This is a genomic window from Kaistia defluvii, from assembly GCF_040548815.1.
GTDB lineage: Bacteria > Pseudomonadota > Alphaproteobacteria > Rhizobiales > Kaistiaceae > Kaistia > Kaistia defluvii_A.
In genome coordinates, this window is record NZ_JBEPSM010000001.1 from 418,094 (window position 1) to 441,263 (window position 23,170).

The 23,170-nt window shown below is 64.8% G+C and carries 20 protein-coding genes and 2 tRNA genes; 13 read left to right on the plus strand and 9 right to left on the minus strand.

The features are described from left to right. The first annotated feature begins 9 nt into the window (after nt 1-9). Together ABIE08_RS02060 and ppx are read left to right on the plus strand one after the other, a co-directional pair. Nucleotides 10-2,208: an RNA degradosome polyphosphate kinase gene (locus tag ABIE08_RS02060; RefSeq protein WP_354548365.1), complete on the plus strand. Its 2,199-nt coding sequence runs from the start codon at nt 10-12 to the stop codon at nt 2,206-2,208. A gap of 25 nt (nt 2,209-2,233) precedes the next feature. After that, entirely contained in the window at nt 2,234-3,757 is a 1,524-nt protein-coding gene (gene ppx / locus ABIE08_RS02065; protein ID WP_436409535.1) for an exopolyphosphatase, read from the plus strand. Between the two features lie 82 nt (nt 3,758-3,839). Here the strand turns inward: ppx and rnd are convergent, their stop codons facing one another. Then, on the minus strand, nt 3,840-5,018 hold the full coding sequence (gene rnd, locus ABIE08_RS02070; protein ID WP_354548367.1) for a ribonuclease D: 1,179 nt from the start codon (nt 5,016-5,018) through the stop codon (nt 3,840-3,842). Between the two features lie 441 nt (nt 5,019-5,459). Here rnd and aspS point away from each other — a divergent pair, with 441 nt between their 5' ends. Further along, complete coding sequence (gene aspS / locus ABIE08_RS02075) at nt 5,460-7,241, plus strand: aspartate--tRNA ligase (protein WP_354548369.1); 1,782 nt, start codon at nt 5,460-5,462, stop codon at nt 7,239-7,241. Nucleotides 7,242-7,360: 119 nt separating this feature from the next. Further along, nucleotides 7,361-7,437: transfer RNA gene (locus ABIE08_RS02080), tRNA-Met, on the plus strand. 73 nt (nt 7,438-7,510) lie between these two features. Here the strand turns inward: ABIE08_RS02080 and ABIE08_RS02085 are convergent. Next, a complete protein-coding gene (locus ABIE08_RS02085; RefSeq protein ID WP_354548371.1) occupies nt 7,511-8,596 on the minus strand; it encodes a hypothetical protein in 1,086 nt (361 codons plus the stop codon). An 82-nt stretch (nt 8,597-8,678) separates the two neighbouring features. Further along, nucleotides 8,679-9,179 (minus strand): MarR family transcriptional regulator, encoded by a 501-nt coding sequence (locus ABIE08_RS02090; RefSeq protein ID WP_354548372.1) that lies wholly within the window; start codon nt 9,177-9,179, stop codon nt 8,679-8,681. A 372-nt stretch (nt 9,180-9,551) separates the two neighbouring features. On the opposite strand from ABIE08_RS02090, the gene ABIE08_RS02095 reads away from it, so the two are divergent. Genes ABIE08_RS02095 through ABIE08_RS02105 form a run of 3 tightly spaced genes read left to right on the plus strand, consistent with a single transcriptional unit; the run spans nt 9,552 to nt 10,826 of the window. Further along, nucleotides 9,552-10,025, plus strand: coding sequence for a DoxX family protein (locus tag ABIE08_RS02095; RefSeq protein WP_354548374.1), 474 nt, complete (start codon nt 9,552-9,554; stop codon nt 10,023-10,025). Then, the gene (locus tag ABIE08_RS02100) at nt 10,022-10,390 is read left to right on the plus strand and encodes a hypothetical protein (RefSeq protein ID WP_354548376.1); all 369 of its coding nucleotides are present in this window, start codon (nt 10,022-10,024) and stop codon (nt 10,388-10,390) included. The genes ABIE08_RS02095 and ABIE08_RS02100 overlap by 4 nt, the downstream gene beginning before the upstream one ends. Nucleotides 10,391-10,436: 46 nt before the next feature. Then, nucleotides 10,437-10,826 carry a hypothetical protein gene (locus tag ABIE08_RS02105; RefSeq protein ID WP_354548378.1) on the plus strand — a complete coding sequence of 130 codons (390 nt, stop codon included), beginning with the start codon at nt 10,437-10,439 and terminating at the stop codon, nt 10,824-10,826. Between the two features lie 125 nt (nt 10,827-10,951). Here ABIE08_RS02105 and ABIE08_RS02110 read toward each other — a convergent pair whose 3' ends face one another. Continuing rightward, nucleotides 10,952-12,892, minus strand: coding sequence for an autotransporter outer membrane beta-barrel domain-containing protein (locus ABIE08_RS02110; protein ID WP_354548379.1), 1,941 nt, complete (start codon nt 12,890-12,892; stop codon nt 10,952-10,954). Between the two features lie 337 nt (nt 12,893-13,229). Here ABIE08_RS02110 and ABIE08_RS02115 point away from each other — a divergent pair, with 337 nt between their 5' ends. The 5 genes from ABIE08_RS02115 (at nt 13,230) to ABIE08_RS02135 (ending at nt 15,965) form a co-directional block, all read left to right on the plus strand. Then, nucleotides 13,230-14,000: a FadR/GntR family transcriptional regulator gene (locus ABIE08_RS02115; RefSeq protein WP_354551535.1), complete on the plus strand. Its 771-nt coding sequence runs from the start codon at nt 13,230-13,232 to the stop codon at nt 13,998-14,000. A 47-nt stretch (nt 14,001-14,047) separates the two neighbouring features. Beyond that, a complete protein-coding gene (locus ABIE08_RS02120; RefSeq protein ID WP_354548381.1) occupies nt 14,048-14,854 on the plus strand; it encodes an inositol monophosphatase family protein in 807 nt (268 codons plus the stop codon). 120 nt (nt 14,855-14,974) lie between these two features. Beyond that, a complete protein-coding gene (locus tag ABIE08_RS02125) occupies nt 14,975-15,265 on the plus strand; it encodes a putative quinol monooxygenase (RefSeq protein WP_354548383.1) in 291 nt (96 codons plus the stop codon). Between the two features lie 246 nt (nt 15,266-15,511). After that, nucleotides 15,512-15,588: transfer RNA gene (locus ABIE08_RS02130), tRNA-Met, on the plus strand. Nucleotides 15,589-15,773: 185 nt separating this feature from the next. Continuing rightward, nucleotides 15,774-15,965: a CsbD family protein gene (locus tag ABIE08_RS02135; protein WP_354548384.1), complete on the plus strand. Its 192-nt coding sequence runs from the start codon at nt 15,774-15,776 to the stop codon at nt 15,963-15,965. 74 nt (nt 15,966-16,039) lie between these two features. Here ABIE08_RS02135 and amaB read toward each other — a convergent pair whose 3' ends face one another. Together amaB and ABIE08_RS02145 are read right to left on the minus strand one after the other, a co-directional pair. Continuing rightward, the gene (amaB, locus tag ABIE08_RS02140) at nt 16,040-17,581 is read right to left on the minus strand and encodes an L-piperidine-6-carboxylate dehydrogenase (protein ID WP_354548386.1); all 1,542 of its coding nucleotides are present in this window, start codon (nt 17,579-17,581) and stop codon (nt 16,040-16,042) included. Between the two features lie 37 nt (nt 17,582-17,618). Continuing rightward, nucleotides 17,619-18,902, minus strand: coding sequence for an NAD(P)/FAD-dependent oxidoreductase (locus ABIE08_RS02145; RefSeq protein ID WP_354548388.1), 1,284 nt, complete (start codon nt 18,900-18,902; stop codon nt 17,619-17,621). Between the two features lie 190 nt (nt 18,903-19,092). Between ABIE08_RS02145 and ABIE08_RS02150 the strand changes: the two genes are divergently transcribed. Next, nucleotides 19,093-20,094: a CorA family divalent cation transporter gene (locus ABIE08_RS02150; protein ID WP_354548390.1), complete on the plus strand. Its 1,002-nt coding sequence runs from the start codon at nt 19,093-19,095 to the stop codon at nt 20,092-20,094. 98 nt (nt 20,095-20,192) lie between these two features. Here ABIE08_RS02150 and cydX read toward each other — a convergent pair whose 3' ends face one another. From cydX to ABIE08_RS02165, 3 genes are read right to left on the minus strand one after another with little or no spacing between them, the layout of a single operon-like run. Then, nucleotides 20,193-20,321 carry a cytochrome bd-I oxidase subunit CydX gene (gene cydX, locus ABIE08_RS02155; RefSeq protein WP_354548392.1) on the minus strand — a complete coding sequence of 43 codons (129 nt, stop codon included), beginning with the start codon at nt 20,319-20,321 and terminating at the stop codon, nt 20,193-20,195. A gap of 15 nt (nt 20,322-20,336) precedes the next feature. Next, a complete protein-coding gene (cydB, locus tag ABIE08_RS02160) occupies nt 20,337-21,488 on the minus strand; it encodes a cytochrome d ubiquinol oxidase subunit II (protein WP_354548394.1) in 1,152 nt (383 codons plus the stop codon). A gap of 15 nt (nt 21,489-21,503) precedes the next feature. Continuing rightward, complete coding sequence (locus ABIE08_RS02165) at nt 21,504-23,093, minus strand: cytochrome ubiquinol oxidase subunit I (protein WP_436409492.1); 1,590 nt, start codon at nt 23,091-23,093, stop codon at nt 21,504-21,506. Nucleotides 23,094-23,170 lie beyond the last annotated feature (77 nt).

The following is a 23,170-nucleotide window of genomic DNA, read 5'->3' on the forward strand; positions in this document are numbered from 1 at the left end:
AGAGCGGAAATGGACCAGAAGAATCCGGACGCCAAGGCAGCCCTGGCTGCCGTCAAGATCGAGGCGGACGAAGCGAACCGGCTGCGTCACAGCCCGGAACGCTTCATAAATCGTGAGATTTCCTGGCTGGAGTTCAATCGCCGCGTTCTCGAGGAATCGGGCAACGCGCAGCATCCGCTGCTGGAGCGCCTGCGCTTCCTCTCGATCTCCGCCAACAATCTCGACGAGTTCTTCATGGTGCGCGTCGCCGGCCTTCGGGGCCAGCAGCGCGAAGGCGTCAGCATGACCAGCGATGACGGCCTGACGCCGAGCGAGCAGTTGATCAAGATCGCGGACGCCGTCGGCACGCTCGCCTCCGACCAGCAGAACCGCTGGGCGGAACTGCGCGGGGAACTGGCCATCGCCGGCATCATGCTGGTCGACCCCGTGGACCTCAAGGAGAGCGAGCGGAACTGGCTGGAAGGCTATTTCATGGACTCGGTCTTCCCGGTCCTGACGCCGCTCGCCATCGATCCGGCCCACCCGTTCCCCTTCATCCCCAATCTCGGCTTCTCGCTGGTGCTGCAGCTGGTGCGCCCGGCGACAGGCAACCGCATGACGGCGCTGCTGCGCGTGCCGATGACGCTGGACCGCTTCATCAAGCTGCCCAGCTCCGAGCCCGGCATCGAGCGCTTCATCAGCCTGGAGCACGCCGTCCAGCTGTTCACGGCGCGGCTGTTCCCGAGCTATACGATCGAGGGCGTCGGCGCCTTCCGCATCATCCGCGACTCCGACATCGAGGTCGAGGAAGAGGCCGAGGATCTCGTCCGCTTCTTCGAATCGGCCCTGAAGCGGCGCCGGCGCGGCTCCGTGATCCGGCTCGAGATTGAATCGGCCACGCCGGATGCGCTGCGCAACTTCGTGGCCGGCGCACTGGCCGTTCTGCCGGACGAGATCTTCCTCGTCGACGGCATGCTGGCGCTGAACGACCTTTCGCAGCTCGTCGGCGTCGATCGTCCCAACCTCAAGTTCCCGCCCTATCAGGCGCGGTTTCCCGAGCGCATCCGCGAGAATGGCGGCGATTGCTTCGCGGCCATCCGCAAGAAGGATCTGATCGTCCACCATCCCTACGAGTCCTTCGACACGGTGGTGCAGTATCTGCGCCAGGCCGCGCTCGATCCGGACGTCGTCGCGATCAAGCAGACGCTTTATCGCACCTCGAAGGACAGCCCAATCGTCCGGGCGCTGCAGGAAGCGGCCGAGGCCGGCAAGTCGGTGACGGCGCTTGTCGAATTGAAGGCGCGCTTCGACGAGGAGGCCAACATCAAGTGGGCCCGCGATCTCGAACGCGCGGGCGTGCAGGTCGTCTACGGCTTCATCGAACTGAAGACCCACGCCAAGCTGTCCCTGGTGGTTCGCCGCGAGGGCGGGGCGCTGGTCAGCTACGTCCATATCGGCACCGGCAACTATCATCCGGTCACCGCGCGTGTTTACACGGACCTGTCCTATTTCTCGGACGATCCGGCGATCGCCCGCGATGTGGCCCGGCTCTTCAACTACATTACCGGCTACACCGAGCCGGTCGAGATCGAGCGGCTTTCGACGTCGCCGCATTTCCTGCGCAAGCGGATCCTCGACCTGATCTATGCCGAGATCGACCATGTGAAGGCCGGCCGGCCGGGCGCGATCTGGATGAAGATGAATTCGCTCGTCGATCCGCAGATCATCGACGCGCTCTATGATGCCAGCCGGGCAGGGGTCGAAATCGATCTCGTCATCCGCGGCATCTGCTGCCTGCGGCCCGGCGTGCCGGGTCTTTCAGACCGTATCCGGGCCAAATCGATCGTCGGCCGCTTCCTGGAGCATGCCCGCATTCTCTGCTTCGGCAATGGCCACGGGTTGCCCTCGCCGGAAGCGATCGTTTATATCGGTTCAGCCGACCTGATGCCGCGGAACCTCGATCGTCGTGTTGAAGCGATGATCCCGATGCTGAATCCGACCGTGCACGAACAGGTGCTCGATCAGATCATGGTCGCAAACCTGAAGGACAACCAGCAGAGTTGGGAGATCCAGCCTGACGGGACGTCCCGACGGATCGTGCCGCGCAAGGGCGAAGAAGTCTTCAACGCCCATCAGTATTTCATGACAAACCCGAGTCTATCTGGCCGTGGCAAATCGCTCAAAAACAGCTCCCCTCGGTCAATCGGAAACCGGCCTGCCAAATCCTGAAGCAGATACCAGCGCGGGGGGAACCCTGCCGACGCATGAGTATGCGCCGGGGCGGCTGAATGGCAGCGGTCCCGTCGCGATCATCGACATTGGTTCCAACTCGGTGCGTCTCGTCGTTTACGAACGCATGAGCCGCACGCCGATGCCCCTTTTCAACGAAAAGGAGCTGGCCGGCCTCGGTCGCGGCATCGCCGCCACCGGTCGCCTGAACGATCAGGCCGTCGAGGCCTCGCTGGCGGCCATCCGCCGTTTCATGGCGCTTTGCGAGCAGATGCACGTCAAGGCGGTGCATGTCCTGGCGACCGCCGCCGCGCGCGAGGCCTCCAACGGCCCCGATTTCCTGGCGCAGGTTGAGTCCATCACCGGCGCGGACGTCGCCTTGCTCAGCGGCCCGGAAGAAGCGCGTCTGTCGGCCATGGGCGTGCTCTCGGGCATCCATGACCCGGACGGCGTTGCCGGCGATCTCGGCGGCGGCAGCCTCGAAGTGGTCGACATACGCGGCCGTGAAGTCGGCATCGGCGAGACCTTCCCGCTGGGTGGCCTGCGGCTTGAGGAAGTGTCCGAAAAGACGCTGAAAAAGGCCGAGAAGATCGCCATCGACGCCTTGGCCAATTCGTCCGTTCTGGCCAAGGGCGAGGGCCGGCCCTTCTACGCGATCGGTGGTACATGGCGATCGCTCGCCCGGCTGCACATGCGCCAGAAGGGCTATCCGCTTCACATCATGCATGAATATGCGATCCCGGCTGAGGAGGCGCTCGACTTCTGCCGCATGGTCGCCCGCCGCGATGCCGAATCGCTCGATTCGATCGAAGCGGTTTCGAAGAGCCGGCGCCTGCTGTTGCCCTATGGCGCAATCGTGCTGGAGCAGGTGATCCGCGCGATGAAGCCGTCGATGATCATCCTGTCGGCGCTCGGCGTCCGTGAGGGCCTGCTCTACGATCTGCTCGACAAAGAGACCCAGATGGCCGATCCGCTGATCGAGGCGGCCGAGGAACTGGCTCTGCTTCGTTCCCGCTCGCCCGGCCATGTGCGCGAGCTCGGCCCCTGGACTGGCCAGGCCCTGGCCGCGATCGGTATCGAGGAGACGGCCGAGGAGGTTCGCCTGCGCACGGCGGCTTGCCTGATGGCCGATATCGGCTGGCGTGCCCATCCCGATTATCGCGGCGAACAGAGTCTCAATCTGATCGCGCATGGCTCCTTCGTCGGCATCGACCATCCCGGCCGCGCCTACCTGGCCCTGGCGAACTACTACCGCCATGAGGGACTGGTCGACGAGCACATCTCCTCGCGCATCCGCGAACTGGCGACGACCCGCCTGCTGGAGCGGGCGCGGGCGCTGGGCGCAGCGCTGCGCGTCGCCTATCTCGTCTCGGGCGCCATGGCGGGCGTCATCTCGCGCACGCGCATCGAGGCGCGCGGCGACCAGCTGACGCTCGTCCTGCCGCCGGACCGCGCCATGCTGGCCGGCAGCCGCCTGCAGCGGCGCGTCGCGCAGCTGGCGAAGCTGGGCGCGATGAAGCCGGCTATCGTCGTCGAAGAAATCGTCTGAGCGCCTCAGCGGGCGCGTAAAAAGAAAGCGCCGACGGCGAGCCGTCGGCGCTTTGAATAGTCCGAACCCTTAGGGATGCCGTTCAGGCGGCCTCGATGGCCGGCTTGGGTGCGTCGCTCACGATCGTCACGCGGCGGCCGTCGAGACGCAGCGAGATATCGCCGCGCTTCAGCTTGAGCGCCTGCTCGCCGAACAGTTCGCGGCGCCAGCCATGCAGCGGCGGGACGTCGGCATTGTTGTCGCCGGCAATGGCTTCCAGATCGTCCACCGTGGCGATCACCCGCGCCGCGACGCCGTGCTCCTCGCTCGTCATCTTCAGCAGGACCTTCAGCAGGTCGACGGCCGCGCCATTGCCATCCGAGGCCGGCTTGACCTTGGGAACCTTGGGCAGCTTGTCCTTGGGGAGGTCGACGGCCTTCTTGACGGCGGCGAGGATGTCCTCGGCCGTGCGCGAACGCTCGAAGCCCCGGGGAATGGTGCGAAGGCGCGCCAGGGCCTCGGCGGTGGTGGGATGCTGCTCGGCGATCTCGTAGATCGCGTCGTCCTTGAGGATGCGGCCGCGCGGCACGTCGCGGGCCTGCGCCTCGCGCTCGCGCCAGGCGGCGACTTCCATCAGCACGGCCAGTTGCAGCGGTTTCTTGATGCGCATCTTGAGGCGCTTCCAGACATTGGCCGGATCCACCTGGTAGGTGTCGACCGAGGTCAGGACGTTCATTTCCTCCGCAACCCAGTCGTTGCGGTTTTCCTTGTCGAGCTTTTCCTTCAGCGCCCTGTAGACATCGCGCAGATGGGTGACGTCGGCGATGGCATACTCGACCTGCTGCGGCGTGAGCGGACGGCGGCTCCAGTCGGTGAAGCGCGACGACTTGTCGATCGGGTGGCCGGTGATGCGCCCGACGAGCTGGTCATAGCTGATCGATTCGCCGAAGCCGCACACCATGGCGGCGACCTGCGTATCGAAGATCGGATGCGGGAGGATGCCGCCCAGATGCCAGACGATTTCGATGTCCTGCCGCGCGGCGTGGAAAACCTTCACCACGGCCTCGTTCGCCATCAGGGCGAAGAAGGGGGCGAGATCCAGGCCGGGAGCTTCGGCGTCGATGACCACCGCTTCGTCCGTGCTTGCAATCTGGATGATGCAGAGCTTCGGCCAATAGGTGGTCTCGCGCATGAACTCCGTGTCGACGGTGACAAATTCGAACTTCGCGAGGCGATCGCAGGCAGCGGCGAGGGCTTCTGTTGTCGTAATGATATCGGTCATGAAGCTTCTAATAGCGCAGGCCGGGCGGCTTGTCGCGGGGGGAGGTGCGCTTCCCAAATGGAGAGAGCCCAGGCTCCGGCGACGCGGGCGCCAGGAGAAAGCGCCGCTCGCATCGACTTCGGGCCTGGGCAATCCAATATCCCGCCATGGCGCGCGACGACTAGTACGTCGCGTGCCAACCGATGGGGCCGGAGTACATCCGTCCTGACCCGATCGTTCGAACTGCAGCGCCTTTCAGCGCGCGGTCCGTTTCAGTGGCTGGGATGAGAGTTAGATAGGCGACTCTTTCGGGATTACAAGGGAAGGGCGCGCGCCGGGCCCCGGTTCTTGACAAAGCGGGACCCACATGCGCTTTTCCGCGCGCGTATGCGATATTCCCTCCGCTTCCGGGGGCTTGTCCGTTCGCCCTGTCGACGCCAGACCAAACCGGATTCCAGCACCATGCACCGCTATCGCACCCATACCTGCGGACAACTCCGCGAGACCCATGCGGGCGAGACCGTCCGTCTCTCGGGCTGGGTTCATCGCGTGCGAGATCATGGCGGCCTGCTGTTCATCGATCTGCGCGACCATTATGGCCTGACGCAGATCGTCTGCGATCCCGACTCGCCCGCCTTCAAGGTGGCTGAAGCCGTTCGCTCCGAGTGGTGCATTAAGATCGACGGCATCGTGAAGAAGCGCACGGCCGAGACGGTCAACGCCAACCTGTCGACCGGCCATATCGAAGTGTTCGCGCAGGACATCGAGGTCCTGGGGGTCGCCAAGGAATTGCCGCTGCCGGTGTTCGGCGAGCCGGAATATCCCGAGGATATCCGCCTCAAGTACCGCTTTCTCGACCTTCGCCGCGAGACGCTGCACGCCAACATCGTCAAGCGCACCCAGATCATCGCGACCATGCGCGAGCGCATGACCGAGATCGGTTTTCACGAATATACGACGCCGATCCTGACCGCGTCGTCGCCCGAAGGCGCGCGCGACTTCCTCGTGCCGTCGCGCATCCATCCCGGCAAGTTCTACGCGCTCCCCCAGGCGCCGCAGCAGTTCAAGCAGCTGCTGATGATGGCCGGCTTCGACCGCTACTTCCAGATCGCGCCCTGCTTCCGCGACGAGGATCCGCGCGCCGATCGCCTGCCGGGCGAATTCTACCAGCTCGACCTTGAGATGAGCTTCGTCACCCAGGAAGACGTCTGGAACACGATGGAGCCGGTGCTGCGCGGCATCTTCGAGAAGTTCGCCGACGGCAAGCCCGTCAGCCAGAAGTTCCGCCGCATTCCCTATGACACGGCGATCCGCACCTATGGCTCGGACAAGCCCGACCTGCGCAACCCGATCGAGATGCAGGCGGTCACCGAGCATTTCGCCGGTTCCGGCTTCAAGGTATTCGCGCGCATGATCGAGGCGGATCCCAAGGCCGAGGTCTGGGCGATCCCGGCCAAGACCGGCGGTAGCCGAGCCTTCTGCGACCGGATGAACTCGTGGGCGCAGCAGCAGGGCCAGCCGGGCCTCGGCTACATCTTCTGGCGCACCGAGAACGGCGCGCTCGAGGGGGCCGGTCCCGTCGCCAAGAACATCGGTCCGGAGCGCACCGAGGCCGTCCGCCAGCAGCTCGGCCTCGATGATGGCGACGCCGTGTTCTTCGTCGCCGGCGATCCCGCGAAGTTCTACAAGTTCGCCGGCGATGCGCGCACGCGCGTCGGCACCGATCTGAACCTCGTCGACAAGGACCGGTTCGAGCTCTGCTGGATCGTCGATTTCCCGTTCTACGAATGGGACGAGGAGACGAAGACGCTCGATTTCGCGCATAACCCCTTCTCGATGCCGCAGGGCGGCATCGAGGCGCTCAACAACCAGGATCCGCTGACGATCAAGGCGTATCAGTATGACGCCGTCTGCAACGGCTTCGAGATTGCCTCGGGTTCGATCCGAAACCAGCTGCCGGAGACGATGGTCAAGGCGTTCGAGCTGGTCGGCCGGTCGCGTGAGGATGTCGAGCGCGATTTCGGCGGTCTCTACCGCGCGTTCCAGTACGGCGCGCCGCCGCATGGCGGCATGGCTGCCGGCGTCGACCGCATCGTCATGCTGCTCTGCGGTGCGCAGAACCTGCGCGAGATCACGCTGTTCCCGATGAACCAGCAGGCGGAAGACCTGCTGATGGGCGCACCGAGCGATCCGACGCCGAAGGCGCTGCGCGAGCTGCACATCCGCCTGAACCTGCCGGCCTGATCGGCAGGAGGCACCGGCGAGCCTGTGGACGACGGCGAATAGTTGTTTAGCCGGGGTTCACAAGCGAGGGGTGTCCGTCTATATCACCACTGCGCGACGACATCAGTCGCCGCGCTTGACGCGGGGTGGAGCAGCCCGGTAGCTCGTCAGGCTCATAACCTGAAGGTCATCAGTTCAAATCTGGTCCCCGCAACCAGCCTACAAAGAACCCGCCTTAACCGGCGGGTTCTTTCGTTTTGGAGGGTTGTCGGCCAGGCCTTCTTGTCGGGTCAGTCGCCCGGGCAGATCAGCTTCACCTTGACCGTCTCCGTGCCGCTCGCCGACAGGCCACCCTGGGCCAGGACCTTCGCGAAATCCATGCTTTTGACGTCGCGGGACATCGTAGATTCCGTCCGCACTTCCTGGTCCGCGAAATAGGAGCCGCCGCTTAATTCGCCCTGCGGCCGCATCGACATGCCGTGGCCGCCGCGGCACTGGACCTTTACATCGCCCGGCGCGCTGGTCGTCTTGCCCTTCAGCGCCATGGTCAGGCCGTCCGTCTCCAGGGTGAGGTTGACCTTGGTATTGAGCTGACCCGAAGAGGTGCAGGTCATGCCGGCCAGGCGCATCTTGCCGATCCGGCCGACCTGGACGCCCTTGCCGTCCAGCGTCCATTGATCGGAGCCGGGCGAACTCTTGCCTTTCAGCTCGATGGGGCCGGTCTGGTAGAGATAGGTGACGTCGAACTGCGGTCCCTGGATACGCGGCTCCAGCCGCGCTTCGACGGTCATTTCGCCTTCGTCGAGCACCTTCTTGAGCAGCGCGCGGAGAGCGGCGACCTGCTCGGTGTAGCGCACGACCTCCTCGGCCGCCATCTTGCTCGGCAGGCGCTTCCAGTATTCGCTGGCGCCCGCCGCCCGGCACTCGGCCCCGTGCGCGTTCTCATGCGCGAGGTTGATATCCGCCAGTTCCTTGCACTGGGAGCCGGATTTCAGCGCTTCGAGATCCGATGCCGATTGTTCGCAGGTTCCAAATGGCATCTTGACGTTGCTGGGGCCGGTGTAGCCCTTGACCTGCGGGTGGGGCAGGGTGAAGCCGGCCAGGATCCGCGTGCGTTCCCGGATCGAGCGATCGTAGATGTTGACGTCGGAATCGGGATGGGTCGGCGTCTTCTTGGCCTCGATCAGAGGCGCTTCGATTGTCTCGAGCTGGTCGCGGATCTTCTGCTGGATCTTGAGCAGGGCTTCCGCGTTCCTGAGTTCCTGCTGGATGCTCTCGAGATGGCGGCAGGAACAGGCCGCCCCATCGGCGAGCGCTGCCGGAACCGGAACAATCGCGGCGAGAAGGGATGACATGGCGATCAGACGCTTCAGCATGAACGCTTTCCTGTTGCTGGTGACAGCCATGCCTAGGGACGCGGATCGGCGCGATCAAAGCCGATCGATTGCAATTTGAGGCCTATTCGCCAGCGCTCGCGCGAGCCGGGTCATAGACGTAGCCATGCCGGCGGGCGATTTCCTTGCGCGCCTGCAGGAAGATCCGGCCGATCTCGAACAGCCTTTGCGTCGGCATCAGCAGCAGGCGGCGGCGATCCTTCGGGTCTGGCGTGCGCACCAGCGTGCCGGAAGCGACCATGTCGTCGATGTGTCGGGTAATCGTAACGTCGCTGGTGAAGGCTTCGAAGTAGGTTGCCACCTGCTTGACGGTAAGGATCTCTCCCTGCAGCCATTTATGGCCGATCAGGGTGAAGATCATGTCGGCTTCGAAGATGCTCCGCCAAGGATGCTTGAGAAAACCCTGCTGGATCATCTGCCGGCGGAATTCGGCGCGGTATTCGAGCCATGAGACGTCCGAGGCCAGCAGCGCCCGCTGCTCCGGATCGAGAGCCACCTCCGCATGATCTTCGATCTCAAGGACGTCATTGGAGATGTCGCGGCGCGCGACCTCGCTCTTGTGCATGGGTTTGGATTCCGACCGCGGGAACAGGACCACTCTGTGTTTCAACCACAAGGCATTGCCACGTCCCGGCGCACTTCGCTGCGACCGAGGTCACACCTGGCCGCCTTCGGCGATCGAGCAGGAAATTAGCCGAAGAATTGTAGCTAATTGGCCCTTCGATGCCGCGATCCGGTTCGCTATTGCTCGACGAGGCCAGCCCTTTCGAGGCCGGCCAATAGGGCGCGACGCTATCGGCGCCCAACCTCCCGGGGCAATCGGGGGCCGGACATAACCAGGTTTTTTCCTTCGGACGCACCTGCATCCGTCGCCGGCGGAGCTTTGTCCGCGGCCGACCGGGGCAAGGGCATGGCAACGGACCAAAGCGAGACCACGATGAGCCTTGAAATATCGAATGAATCCGGCCCGGAGAACCCGGTCGCCTCGGCAGCGCGGTGGCTGGATACTCCGTCCGCCATCCTCCGCAGGCCCTGGGCAGGCTATGTCGCCCGTGCGCTGCTCACCTTCATGTTCTGGGCCAGCGGCCTCGCGAAGCTTCTGGACATGGATGCCGGCCTTGCCGAGATGCGGCATTTCGGGCTGGAGCCGGCGATGCTGTTCTACGTGGCAACCGTGGCGGTTCAACTCGGCGGTTCGCTGCTGGTCATCCTCAACCGCTGGACATGGCTGGGCGCCGGAGCCCTGGCGGTCTTCACCCTCCTGACGGTCCCGATCGCCCATAATTTCTGGGCGATGGAAGAGCCCCTGAAGACGCTGGAGTTCCATGTCGCCATGGAACACATCACCGTGGTCGGAGGGCTGCTGGTCGCGATCTACGCATCGACGCTTCGGAAAGGGGCGGCGGCATGAGCGCGCAATGGCTTCTCACCGCCGGTCTCTGCCTGTTCGCGGCCGGCTGCACCAGCGATGCGCGGATGAATGCCGTTCGCGCCGATCTGACCAGCCGGCAGGCCGCTGCCGAGGCTGCCGCCAGCCGTCCCGGTGGCACGGCGGAGGATCGGGAACGCGCCCGGGGCTATGCCTCCGCGCGATCCTGCGTCGACCAGATTCAGGCCCATGGAAAGGCGGTTCAGGCGACGCACATGGCGACCACGGCCGCGATGGCGGCGGTCAGCTTCGCGGGGCCGGGCGGTGCGCTGGCGGCGCGCGCCATGGGGCCGGTGAGCGGCGCGGCAATGGCCAGCCAGGCGCCCTTCAGCGTCGCCTGTTATTAGCCACCGGCCTTGGCCGCCCCCGTCTTCAAACCCAAAGGTCGCAATCGTGCCTATCTATTGGAATGGCCAGGTTTTTCGGGCGGCGCTGCTGCTTGTTGCCGCGGGCGGTACGGCCGCCTGCCAGAGTTCCGCGTCGAGCTTCAAGGGCGCGAATGTCTCGGACAAGACACGCGCACTGGAGAAGCAATTGGAAGCCGAGGCGGTAGCCTTCGGCGCGGCCCAGGGCGCAACGAGCTTAGCCGCCGCCGCCGATCCCACGGGGCTTTCCAGCTTCGTCAAGGCGCCGGTAGCGTTGGCCGGGCGCAATGCCATGGCCCGAAGCGCCAATGCGCGCATGGAGGCCCAACTGGCGCGCGACGAGCAGGAGCTCTATCGCCGGTACGGCATGAAGCCGGATGGTACGCCGTCGGGAATAAAGCCCGCGGATGTCCGCTGACGGCCAGGGCGAAGTACCCCCATGTGTCGTGGCACCGCTCATGAAGAAGCCCCGGATCGCGGGATCCGGGGCTTCCTCCTGTCTGTTCTGTGCTCGCCCCGTTCCGTGGGACCGGCTGTCTGCGGCTAGAGCTTCACGTCGAAGTTGATCTTGAACGCGTGCGCCTGGACGTCGCTGGCGATCTGGCCGGAATAGGACGCGCCGAGCGTGGCGCTCTCCGTCAGAGAGACGCCGAAGCCGGCTTCCACCGCCAGTGCATCCTTGGCGATCGGCACGCCCGCAATATCGAACGAGGCGCCGGTGCCGAAGGCGAAGCTGGAGACAGGCGTCACGTCCTGATAGGCGTGCTGCCAGCCGAGCATGCCGTGCAGGGCGGTCTTGGTCTTGCCGAGATCGAACGTCGTCGAGGCACGGGCACCGAAGGTCGAGAAGGTGTTTTCCGTGGTCGAGTCGTCGGTCGAAAGCGCCGCGATCGTGCCGCCGGTCTCGGAGAAGCCGTCCGTGTCGAGATGGACATAAGCGAGGTTCACGAAGGGCTCGATCGCGCTCTTGCCCATGTCGAGGCGATAGGCGAGCTCGCCGAAGACCTGCGCCGTCGCGGCGTTGTAATCGGCGGAAAGCGATTCGCTGAACGCGGGGAAGGCGACGTTGCGGCGCGTGTCGATCTCGTGCCAGCCATACATGGCGCCGGAGCGGAAGCCGAGCGCGCCCCACTGCGTGCCGGCGTAGACGCCGATGTCGTAATTGTCGCTCGAACCCGACGAGGCGCGATCGTCGACGTCGAAGCTGGAGTGGCTGTAGCCGCCCAGCATACCGAGACGCCAGCCGCCGACCGGTGCATCGACACCCGCCACGAAGCCGGCCGAGTTGCGACCGAAATCGGCGGCGTCACCGGAGGCCTTGGCGTCAGCCGTCATGGCCAGCGCCTCGCCCCAGATCACGATGCCGTCCGTGTTGGCGGGGGCGGCATGCAGGCCGTTGGCGTCAAAGGTGGCGGTCATAGACGATGGCGTCGCGATCGCGTCGAAGGCGGAGCGGATACGGCGGTTGGCCGCGTCGCGGACATAGCGGCTGTCCTCGATCAGGCCACCCTTGATGTCGGCATGGATCTCACCGGACAGCGTATTTCCATAGGGGCGAAGATATTTGTAGAAGGCGACGCCTTCCTCGCCATTGCCGGGAAAGCTCTCCTCGCGGTCGAGGACGTTCAGCGACCAGCCGTCCTTCGTCCACTTGAAGGAGAGGCCCTCGATTTCCTGCTCGGCGCCGAGCTTCAGATTGCCGAGGATCTCGACCTCGCCGGTCTTGAGATTAGCGCGGCTCAGCGTCTTCTCGGCGTCGTCGCTCGAAAAATACATCCAGCCATTGAGGATCTTGCCACCCTGCGCCTGGTCGACGACCTGGGACAGGGGCAGGTATTCCTTGAAGCTGAAATCGGCGAGGTTGTAGACGGCGATCTGCGTGGCGTTGTCATAGGCCATGCCATAGGCCAGGCCGGCCTTAGCGTCGACCGCCACCCAACTGGCGATGTCGACCGTGCCGCCCGGCGGATTGAGCGCATAGGCCTTGCCGGTATATTCCAGCGTCTTCGCATCATAGATGGCGAAGACCGGGTTGTTGTATTTCAGGTTGGTCACCGGATCCCGGCTGCTGGAATCGAGCGAGATGTAGAGCAGCCCGTTGGCGTAATCGATGTCGCCGATGTGGTTCAGGCCCGCATCCGAGAGCTCGGACGGGATCTTCAGCACGTTCGCGATCGCTTCCGGGTTGATCGAGACGGTGTTGAAGTTGCTGTCGGCGATCTCGAGCGAATGGGTGCCCGAGAAATACCAGTAGGTGCCGTCCGAAGTGACGCCCTGGCCGCGCGCGGGGTCGGCGCCCAGGAAGAAGTTGCGCTCGACCATGATCCAGGGCTCGACCGCGAAAGCCGGCAGCGACGTCGCGGCGAGGGCGGTGGACCAGAGCAGGGTGGCGGCCGCCGTATGCTTCAAGGCGGCAAGGCGGCGCTGATGCGGGGCCGAACGGCGGGCGGCTTCGCCGGCTGTATCGATCATCGTGGATGGCATTGGTGGCATTCCTGTTGGTGCATTGCGTCGATTTCTCAGCTCGCACGACATCGTTCCCCGACGGCGGCAGCCCTCGACGGTGGCAAAATTCAACTCGGGTGTGGTTTCCTTGCTGAAATGATCCAATCAGCAAGGTTTGAAGTTCGGATCATCCGCGTTCGCGGCAATCATGCAGGAAAAATCCTTCGGAATAGCCCGATCGGATTCTATCTATTCATATAAGTACTTGAGTATGGATTATTATTTATGCGTCTTGGTATCGAATACTCTGGATGCGTGGTGGATGGTGTGCTTAATAGGGCCGGGGCATGACAGTCTTGTGAATAGTGTGAATGATATGAAGAATGGCGACGCCCTCTCCAGGGCCTCCCGGACGCGACCCCGCATCGAGGGCTCGGCCCGTTCCGGACTGCACGCGCGGCTGCTCAACGAGATCGGCCTCAGCATCGTCCGCGGCGAACTGGTGCCTGGCGACCAGTTGCCGAATGGCGACGACTGGAGCGCCGCTTTTGGCGCCAGCCGGACGGGCCTGCGCGAGGTCGTCAAGGTGCTGGCGGGCAAGGGCATGGTCGAGATGCGGCCGCGCACCGGCACCCGGGTCCGCCCCCGCAAGGACTGGAACTTCCTCGATCCCGACGTACTGCTCTGGCGCTTCAGTGCCCGGACGACAGCCGAGGAGGCTCGCTCGCTGTTCGAACTGCGCCGGGCGATCGAGCCGATGGCCGGCGCGCTGGCGGCCGAACGCGCCTCGACGGAACAGATCGCGGAATTGCGCGCGCTGCTCGACGAGATGGAACAGGCCGGCAGCGACGGTGAGCGCTTCGCCGTGCCGGACCTCGCCTTCCATCAGGCGATCCTGCACATGTCCGGCAATGAACTGATCGGCTCGCTCTCGGCCCTGATCGAAACCGCGCTGGTGATCAGCTTCCGCCTGACCGACGACAATCCGGCCGGGCAGGTCCATTCCCTCGGCCTGCATCGGCGCATCGTCGAGACGATCGAGCAGCGCGATCCCGCTGCCACGACGAAGGCGCTGATTGCGCTGCTGGATGGCGCGGAAGAGGACGTGCGCGCCTCGCTCGAAGCCCGCCTCAGCCGGCTGAAATAGCGCGACGGACTCTCGCCATCATCCTCCACCAGCAATTCAGGCCGCCCATGAACAGCCTCGACATCGCCCGCCGCCACGCCTTTGCCCAAGAAATCGCGCGCGAGGCGGGGGCCATCGCCCGGCGCTACTTTCATTCAGGCGACGCCATTGGCGCCATGGAGAAGGGAGCGCACGATCTCGTCACCCAGGCGGATCTCGAGATCGACCGGTTCCTGATCGAGCGGCTGCGGCAGGCCTTTCCGAAGGATGGCATCCTGACCGAGGAGTCGGGTGGCAGCGCGGCTCCGAACCTTTGGGTGATCGATCCGATCGACGGCACCACGAATTTCGCGCGCCGGATCCCCCATTTCGCCGTCTCGATCGCCTTTCACGCGGAGGGGCGCACCGAGAGCGGCGTCGTCTACAATCCCGTCCTGGACGAGATGTTCGTGGCGCGGCGCGGTTTCGGCGCGACCTGCAACGGGCAGCCGATCCGCGTGCGGCCCACCCGGGGTGTAACCGACGCCCTCATCGACGCCGGCTATTCGTCGAAGCGCCCCTTGGCCGACTACGTGGCGCTGGTCGGCCGGTTGCTGGAGAGTGACTTCGCCTTTGTGCAGAACGGCTCGGCGGCGATCGGGCTGGCCCAGGTCGCCTGCGGCCGCATTGACGGCTATTGCGAACTGTTCCTGCACAGCTGGGACGTGCTGGCCGGCTTGCTTTTGGTCGAAGAAGCCGGCGGCTGGGTGAGCGACTTCACCGCCCAGAACGGGCTTCTGCAGGGCAGTGCGGTTCTGGCCGGCACCCCCGCCATCCGCGAGCCGCTGCAGCGCGTCCTGCCGATAGCGATTGCCACCGGCGCCCCGCCTCGGTGAGGAAGGGCGCGGACCCGTAGTCCGGGATATCCGGTCCTGTCGCTGGCTGGCGGCTTGTTTGGGGAACGAGTTGCTGTCTATCAGGACCCCCTCCTAGAGCCGTTAGACGGAGAACCACTCGTGCTCAAAGTCATTGCGCAGGATTTCATTCAGCCCGAGGCCGTGGAAATCGTGCTGCCGTTCTATCGAGAATTGGTGGAGCTCACGCGTCAGGAGCCGCTTTGCATCGCCTATGATCTCTTCATTGACCAGAAGGATCCGGGACATTTCATCTTCATCGAGACGTGGCCCGACCGCGCGGCCCTCGATATCCACTGCGCCACGGAGCACTTCACGCGTCTCGTGCCATTGATCAACGCGCATCAGCGGCAGGACGGCACGTTCATCCTGATGGATGAGTTTTCCGGCTGAGCGGCATGGCCTTGGACGACCGTCCACCCGGCCCAAGTCCTCGCCGCGGAGCAGGATACGCGCGGCAACCGACACTGCCGCCGCCAGAGATGGCTCGCCGTAGGGCTTGCCTGGCGTGCTGTGTAGGGCAAACCGGGTTGAATGGATCGCGGTGTATAAAGCCGATTAAATTTCGAATTGGGGTTCTCATTCGGGGTTCGACCCCCTATATCACCACTGCGCGACGACGAAAGACGAAGCGCGTGACGCGGGGTGGAGCAGCCCGGTAGCTCGTCAGGCTCATAACCTGAAGGTCATCAGTTCAAATCTGGTCCCCGCAACCAGCTACAAAGAACCCGCCCTAACCGGCGGGTTCTTTCGTTTTGGCGCCCCCCACAGCAATCTAGGTAGCGTCGTGGCCCCCTGGGCCTGCGAGCCGACGGCTCGAAATCGAAAATTAGCGCCGATGGCGGAACCATCGATCGGCTGAGCGGTTGTCTCCCCGTAATAACAACACGAGGAATGCACGATGAGCAGCACGAGCGACAAGATCAAGGGCCTCGCCAACGAAGCAGCCGGCAACGTGAAGCAGGGTGTTGGCAAGATGACTGATAATGATCGCCTGCGCGCCGAGGGCAAGGCTCAGGAAGTCAAGGGCGAAGCCCAGCAGGCTGTTGGCAAGGCCAAGGACGCCGTCAAGAACGTCGTCGACAAGGCCTGATCTACAGGACCCACCATTGACGATATACAGGGCCCTGGCCGGATCTTCCGGCCGGGGCCTTTTTACGTCGTGCGTCAGGCGACGTCGAACTTGACACCCTGCGCCAGCGGCAGCGTCTTGCCGTAATTGATGGTGTTGGTGGCGCGGCGCATATAGGCTTTCCAAGCGTCGGAGCCGGATTCGCGACCGCCGCCCGTCTCCTTCTCGCCACCGAAAGCGCCACCAATCTCGGCGCCGGACGGGCCGATATTGACGTTAGCGATGCCGCAATCCGAGCCGCGCACCGACAGGAACGTTTCGGCTTCGCGCAGGTCATTGGTGAAGATCGACGAGGAGAGGCCCTGCGGCACGTCGTTGTGCAATTCCAGCGCCTCCTCGAAATCCGAATAGCGCATCACATAGAGGATCGGCGCGAAGGTCTCATGCGCCACGGGCCCGCTCTGCTCCGGCATTTCGACGATGGCCGGGCGCACGTAGAAGGCGTTGGCCGCCTTTTCCCCATCCACTCGGTCGCCGCCGGTAACGCTGCCGCCGGCGGCCTTGGCGGCATCGAGCGCCGACTGCATGCCCTTATAGGCGGCCGCGTCGATCAGCGGGCCGACCAACGTGCCGGATTCGAGCGGGTTGCCGATCGTCACAGATCCATAGGCCTGCTTCAGCCGCGGCACGAAGCTGTCGTAGATGCTGTCATGCACGAACAGGCGTCGCAGCGACGTGCAGCGCTGGCCCGCCGTGCCCATGGCGGCGAAGGCGACGCCGCGCAGCGTCAGGTCGAGATCGGCCGAGGGGCAGATGATGGCAGCATTGTTGCCGCCCAGCTCCAGGATGGCGCGGGCGAAGCGGCCGGCGAGGCGGGGGCCGACAATGCGGCCCATCGCGGTCGAGCCGGTGGCCGAGACCAGCGGAACGCGCGGATGGTCGACCAGCACTTCGCCGATCTCCCGACCGCCGATCAGCAGGGCGGAGAGGCCCTCCGGCGCGCTCCCGCCTTCTTCAACGAAACGCTTGAGCGCGCGCTCGAACAGAGCCGAGGTCGCGAGCGCCGTCAGCGGCGTCTTCTCAGACGGCTTCCAGACGACGCTGTTGCCGCAGACAAGCGCCAGCGCCGCATTCCAGGACCAGACGGCGACGGGGAAGTTGAAGGCCGAGATGATGCCGGTGACGCCGAGCGGATGCCAGCTCTCCATCATGCGGTGGTCGCTACGCTCGGTGGCGATGGTCAGGCCGTAGAGCTGGCGCGACAGGCCGACGGCGAAATCGCAGATGTCGATCATCTCCTGCACCTCGCCAAGGCCTTCGGAAACGATCTTGCCGGCCTCGATCGAGACGAGGCGGCCAAGCGCCGCCTTATGGGCGCGCAGTTCCTCGCCGAGCAGGCGCACCAATTCGCCGCGCTTCGGCGCCGGGACATTGCGCCAGGCGAGGAAGGCGGTGTGCGCCGTGTCGATCGCCGCCTTGGCGCCGGCGGCGTCAATCTCGACCAGGCGCGCCAGCTCCTCGCCGGTGATCGGCGAATGCACGGCGAGCGTGCCGCCCGTTCGCGCGGCGGTGACCCCCATCCCGGAAAGCAGGGCATCGACCTCGGTCGCGAGGGTGTTCTGGATGGCGATGGTCATGGTGTTTCCTCGAATTCCGTGGCGTCCGCGCGGATGTTCAGAGCCGGGCATCGGCGAGATGGGCGATCTGCGCCCCTACTTCGTAATAGGCTTCCTTGAGGCGACGCAAGCGCGCGTCCTGTGGCGCGGTGACCGGCAGCGGCAGATCGGCCTCCGCGATCCGGCCGGCGATATGGTCGGCGAGCACCCGGCCGAACACGGTGCCCGGGGCAATGCCGCGACCATTATAGCCCGAGAAGGCGATGACGTTCTCGGCCAGCCTGTGGAAGCGCGGCAGGCTGTTGTCGGTCATGCCGATCTGCCCGTACCACTCGGCCTCGAAGTCGATATCGCCGATCTGCGGATAGATCTTGGCGAGGGCCCGCTTGGCCCAGGCGCGGTGCACCGCAGCCCCGGTGCCGCGCAAGGCGCCGACGCTGCCGAACACCAGCCGGCCGGCACGGTCGAAGCGAAACGAGGTTAGAACTTCCTTCGTATCCCACGCGCCCTGGCGCTCGGGCAGGATCGATTGGCGCAGCTCCGCGCTGAGCGGCAGGGTGGCGAAGTTGAAATAGGGCAGGTGCACCTGCTCGGTCCGGATTTCGGGCCAAGGCATGTTGGTATAGGCGTCGGTCGCCACGACGACCCAGCGGGCGGTGACGCTGCCGCGATCCGTGGTCACGCGCCAGCCCGTCGGGACCTTCTCGGCCTGGCGGACCGGACTCTGGGTGAACAGCCGTGCGCCAACGCGGATGGCGGCATGGGCGAGGCCGCGGACATAGGCCAGCGGCTGAACCGTTCCGGCGCGCATGTCGAGCAGCGATCCGGCATAAGCGCGGCTGCCGAGCTTGGCCGCCGTTTCGGTCGCATCGAGCAGGCGCACCGCCGCGCCACGCGCGCCCCATTGTGCGGCACGCTGCTGGATTTCGATCAGGCCCTTGCCTCCCACGGCGCAATGCAGCGTCCCCGCCATCTCCAGTTCGCAGGCGATGTTATGGGCGCGGACCAGTTCGAAGACGAGCTTCGGCGCGTTGCCGAGCAGGTCGAGCAGGCGGTCGCCATAGAGGGGGCCGAGGGCTGCCGGCAGGTCGTCGGGCATGACCCACATGCCGGCATTGACCAGACCTACATTCCGTCCTGAGCCGCCGAAACCGAATTCGACGCCTTCCAGCAGCACCACGTCGAGCCCGTCCTGGGCCGCATGCAGCGCCGTCGAAAGGCCGGTATAGCCGCCGCCGACCACCACCACGTCCGCCGTCAGGGCGCGGGAAAGCGCCGTCGTGACGGGAGACGGGGGAGCCGTCCGCTCCCAGAGGCCGTGCGATAGCGGGTCGTTCTGCATATGCCTGTCCGCCAGCTGCCGGAGGTTTGATGCGATCATGGCTGGGGCGCAGGCCCTCGACAACGGAAATCCAGTCCCGCCTCGCGACTGTCATCGTTCTGTCATGGCTGCTGTCGCAGTGATGCCATGCGGCGCTCCGCCCGACCGATCTTGAATAGCCCGACGACCCATGAGTCACCGAGAAAATCCATTGCCGGCTGACCGGATGGCGCGGCCCGTGTCGGGCGTGATCTGGGCGTATCGCTTCGATGGCAAAGGGCAGGCGGCGCCGGTGGCGTTCGATGCCTGCATCCGGCCGCTTGCTCCGGGCGAGGGGTTCCTCTGGGTCCACCTCGACTTCGTCGACAGGCTGGCGCGCGACTGGATCGCCGGCATCGATTGGCTCGGGCCGCAGGCGCGACGGCTGCTCCTGAGCCCGGACGATTATCCCGCGCTCGAATATGACGCGTCCTCGGTGTGGGGCCGCTTCTCCGACACGCTGCAGGATCCCGACGAGGACAGCGACCGCACGGTGCCGATGCGTTTCGCCTTCGGCCCGGGCTATCTGGTTTCCGGCCGCCGCCATCCGGTCCGAGCCGCCGCTCTGACGCGGACGAAGATCGATAGCGGTCATCCCGTCGGCGGACCGGTTGCCTTGTTCGAGGTGATGATCGAACAGGTTCTGCGCGCCATCGCGGAAACGCTGCGTGCCTCGCGGACGGAGGCCGATTCGATCGAGGATCGCGTGCTCGACGAGCGCCTGCACGACGAATCGCGCCGTCTCGGCCCCTTGCGGCGCACAGCCGTGAAATTGCACCGCCAGCTATCAGGCCTGCGCAGCATCCTGCGCGAATTCGCCGAGGATGAACACGTCGACGGCAGCCACGTCGCCTCGCGCGCGGCAGCGGAACGGCTCTTGCGCCGGATCGAGACGCTCGACCAGGAAGTGCAGGAGGTGCAGGACCGCGCGCGCTTCCTGCAGGACGAGATCGCGGCGAAGCTGGCCACAATCAGCAACCGGCATCTCTATGTGCTGTCGGTCATGACGGCGCTGCTGATGCCGCCGACGCTGGTCACCGGCTTCTTCGGCATGAACACCGGCGGTCTCCCCTTTCTCGAGGGCGCGCATGGCTGGATCGGCGCGTCGCTGATCGGCGGCCTGGCCTCGGGCTGCACCCTGCTGCTGCTGAAACGGCTCGGCTTCTTCGAATAGCAGCCCCCAAACGAAACGACCGCCAGGCGGGATCCGAAGATCGCGCAAGGCGGTCGCTGGTGTCGTTGGCCGGCGCGTTGGTCGCGCCGATCAGCCGGTTAGTCTTCGGCCGGGGTGATCGCGATGCGACCCTTCAGCCGGTCGTCGCGCAGCTCGTACCACATGGCGTTGAGGATGCCGAAGGCGCAGGCCAGGCTGAGGCCGAGGATCCAGGAAAAGTACCACATTGCGTCGTCCTCCACTCAGTAGGCGTTGGGGTTCTTGGCCATGCTGTCTCCCGTCACCTTGCCGCGCATGACCCGGTAGATGAAGGCCGTGTAGAGCAGGATGATCGGCAGGAAGAAGCCGGTCGAGAGCAGCATGATCCAGAGCGTCAGATGCGAGGACGAGGCGTCCCAGATCGTCAGGCCGGCATTGGGGTTGATCGAGGACGGCAGCAGGAACGGGAAGAGCGAGACGCCCGCCGTCGCGATGATGCCGAAGACGCCCAGCCCCGAGGTGATGAAGGTGAGGGCCGGCTTGCGGATGGTGAAGCCCACCAGAGCCAGTACCAGGCCGACGAAGCCCGCGATCGGCGCGATCATCATCCAGGGATAGGTCTTGTAGTTGGCGAGCCAGGCGCCGGTCTCGACCATCGCCGTCTTGCCGAGCGGGTTGGATTGGCCGTTCGGATCGATGACGCTGGTGATCACATGCCCGCCAATGCCGTAGGCGATCCAGACGCCGGCAAGTGCGAACAGCACGATCGCGGCGAGCGCCGCCCACCGGCCATAGGTACGGGCGCGGTCGGCGATCGGGCCCGACGTCTTCCAGGTCAGCAGCGCCGCGCCATGCATGATCAGCATGGAGAGGCTGACGAGGCCGGTCAGAAGCGCGAACGGCGTCAGCAGCTGGAAGAAGTTGCCGCGATAGAAGGTCCGCATCGTGCCGTCGAGCTCGAAGGGTAGGCCGAGCAGCACGTTGCCGACGGCAACGCCAAGGATCAGGGCCGGGACGGTGCCGCAGAAGCAAAGCACCATGTCCCACTTCGAGCGCCAGCCGGTATCGCCGATCTTGCTGCGATACTTGAAGCCGACCGGCCGCAGGATGAGGGCGATCAGGATCACCATCATCGCCAGATAGAGGCCGGAGAACGACACGGCATAGAGCAGGGGGAAGGCGGCGAAGATGGCGCCGCCGCCCAGGATCAGCCAGACCTGGTTGCCTTCCCAGACCGGGCCGACGACGTTGATCACGATACGCCGTTCTTCGTCCGTCTTAGCGACGAACGGGAGGAGGGCGCCGATGCCGAGATCGAAGCCGTCCATGACCGCGAAGCCGATCAGCAGAATGCCGAGGAGCATCCACCAGAGGAGGCGGAGCGTCTCATAGTCGATAGGCACAATGTTACTCATCGCATACCTCGCGGATCAGAGCTTCGGAGCGGCGGCTGCCGTCACCGGCAGGACACCGGCACCCGCAGGAGCGGACTCGAAGGGGTTATGGTCCAGCGGTCCCTTCTTGATGGTCTTGACCATCAGCACGACCTCGATGATCGCCAGCACGGTGTAGATGGCCAGGAACAGGGCGAGGCTGATGGCGAGATCCCAGAGGGTGAGCCCCGATGCCGCGTAGAAGGTCGGCAACACGCCTTCGATCGCCCAGGGCTGGCGGCCGTACTCGGCTAGCAACCAGCCGCATTCGATCGCGAGCCAGGGCAGCGGCAGGCTGAACAGTGCCAGCCACAGCGTCCAGCGCTTCTCGCCGAGCTTGTGCCGCGAGGCGATCCAGAAAGCGGCGCCGAAGAAGGCGATGAAGTAGAAGCCGAGACCCACCATCACGCGGAAGCTCCAGAACAGCACCGGCACGTTCGGGATGGTCGAATTCGCTGCCTTGGTGATGTCTTCCGGCGTGGCGTTCTCGATGTCGGTGCGGAACTGCTTGACCAGCAAACCATAGCCGAGGTTCGGCCACTTCGCGTCGAATACGGCGCGGGCTTCGCTGTCGGCGGGGTTGGCGCGGACCTTCTGCAGCGCGACATAGGCCTCGATGCCGTCGCGGATCCTCTCATGCGCGGAGTCCACCAGGTTGAGGATGCCGGGTAGTTCAGTCGTCAGCGAGCGGGTGCCGATCAGGCCCAGCAGGTAGGGGACGCTGATGGCGAAGGAGTTTTCCTGCTTCTCCATGTTGGGGAAGGCGATGACGTTGATCGCGGCCGGCGCCGGCTCGGTGTGCCACATGGCTTCCATGCCGGCGATCTTCATCTTCTGGTTTTCGGTCGTCACATAGCCGCTCTCGTCACCGAGCACGACGACGGACAGCGCCGCGGCGAGGCCGAAGCTGGCGGCAACGGCCATGGAGCGCTTGGCGAATTCCTGGTGGCGGCCACGCAGCAGGTACCAGGAGCTGACGGCCATCACGAACATCGCGCCGGTGACGTAGCCTGCGCTCACCGTGTGGACGAACTTGGCTTGGGCAACCGGGTTGAACACGACGGCCATGAAGTCGGTGACTTCCATGCGCATGGTGTCAGGATTGAAGACGGCGCCGACCGGGTGCTGCATCCAGCCATTGGCGACCAGGATCCAGAGCGCCGAGAAATTCGCGCCAAAGGCGACCAGCCAGGTGACGATCAGATGTCCGACCTTGGACATGCGGTCCCAGCCGAAGAAGAACAGGCCGACGAACGACGCCTCGAGGAAGAAGGCCATCAGCCCTTCGAGGGCCAGCGGCGCGCCGAAAATGTCGCCGACATAGTGGCTGTAATAGGACCAGTTCATGCCGAACTGGAATTCCATGACGACGCCGGTAGCAACGCCCATGGCGAAGTTGATACCGAAGCAGGTTCCCCAGAATAGGGTCATTCGCCGCCAGATTTCGCGGCCGGTCATAACGTAGACGCTCTCCATGATCGCCATCAGGAAAGAGAGCCCGAGCGTCAGGGGAACGAAAAGGAAATGATACATCGCCGTGGCTGCGAACTGCAGCCTCGACAGGGTGACAATATCGATATCAATCATGGCCTATACCTTTTGAGTCGCCAGGATTTAAAAACTACCGATCTATAAGGCCTCTAACATTGAGCGAAATCAATGCA

Excerpts from the sequence above, each read along its gene's own strand:
- ABIE08_RS02090 (WP_354548372.1), bottom strand. The coding sequence starts at position 9,179 with ATGCACAAGAGCGAGGTCGCGCGCCGCGACATCTCCAATGACGTCCTT.
- ABIE08_RS02120 (WP_354548381.1), top strand. The coding sequence starts at position 14,048 with ATGAACAGCCTCGACATCGCCCGCCGCCACGCCTTTGCCCAAGAAATC.
- rnd (WP_354548367.1), bottom strand. The coding sequence starts at position 5,018 with ATGACCGATATCATTACGACAACAGAAGCCCTCGCCGCTGCCTGCGAT.
- ABIE08_RS02165 (WP_436409492.1), bottom strand. The coding sequence starts at position 23,093 with ATGATTGATATCGATATTGTCACCCTGTCGAGGCTGCAGTTCGCAGCC.
- ABIE08_RS02095 (WP_354548374.1), top strand. The coding sequence starts at position 9,552 with ATGAGCCTTGAAATATCGAATGAATCCGGCCCGGAGAACCCGGTCGCC.
- ABIE08_RS02135 (WP_354548384.1), top strand. The coding sequence starts at position 15,774 with ATGAGCAGCACGAGCGACAAGATCAAGGGCCTCGCCAACGAAGCAGCC.
- ABIE08_RS02100 (WP_354548376.1), top strand. The coding sequence starts at position 10,022 with ATGAGCGCGCAATGGCTTCTCACCGCCGGTCTCTGCCTGTTCGCGGCC.
- cydX (WP_354548392.1), bottom strand. The coding sequence starts at position 20,321 with ATGTGGTACTTTTCCTGGATCCTCGGCCTCAGCCTGGCCTGCGCCTTC.
- ABIE08_RS02085 (WP_354548371.1), bottom strand. The coding sequence starts at position 8,596 with ATGCTGAAGCGTCTGATCGCCATGTCATCCCTTCTCGCCGCGATTGTT.
- ABIE08_RS02115 (WP_354551535.1), top strand. The coding sequence starts at position 13,230 with ATGAAGAATGGCGACGCCCTCTCCAGGGCCTCCCGGACGCGACCCCGC.
- amaB (WP_354548386.1), bottom strand. The coding sequence starts at position 17,581 with ATGACCATCGCCATCCAGAACACCCTCGCGACCGAGGTCGATGCCCTG.
- aspS (WP_354548369.1), top strand. The coding sequence starts at position 5,460 with ATGCACCGCTATCGCACCCATACCTGCGGACAACTCCGCGAGACCCAT.
- ABIE08_RS02060 (WP_354548365.1), top strand. The coding sequence starts at position 10 with ATGGACCAGAAGAATCCGGACGCCAAGGCAGCCCTGGCTGCCGTCAAG.
- ABIE08_RS02110 (WP_354548379.1), bottom strand. The coding sequence starts at position 12,892 with ATGCCATCCACGATGATCGATACAGCCGGCGAAGCCGCCCGCCGTTCG.
- cydB (WP_354548394.1), bottom strand. The coding sequence starts at position 21,488 with ATGAGTAACATTGTGCCTATCGACTATGAGACGCTCCGCCTCCTCTGG.
- ABIE08_RS02145 (WP_354548388.1), bottom strand. The coding sequence starts at position 18,902 with ATGCAGAACGACCCGCTATCGCACGGCCTCTGGGAGCGGACGGCTCCC.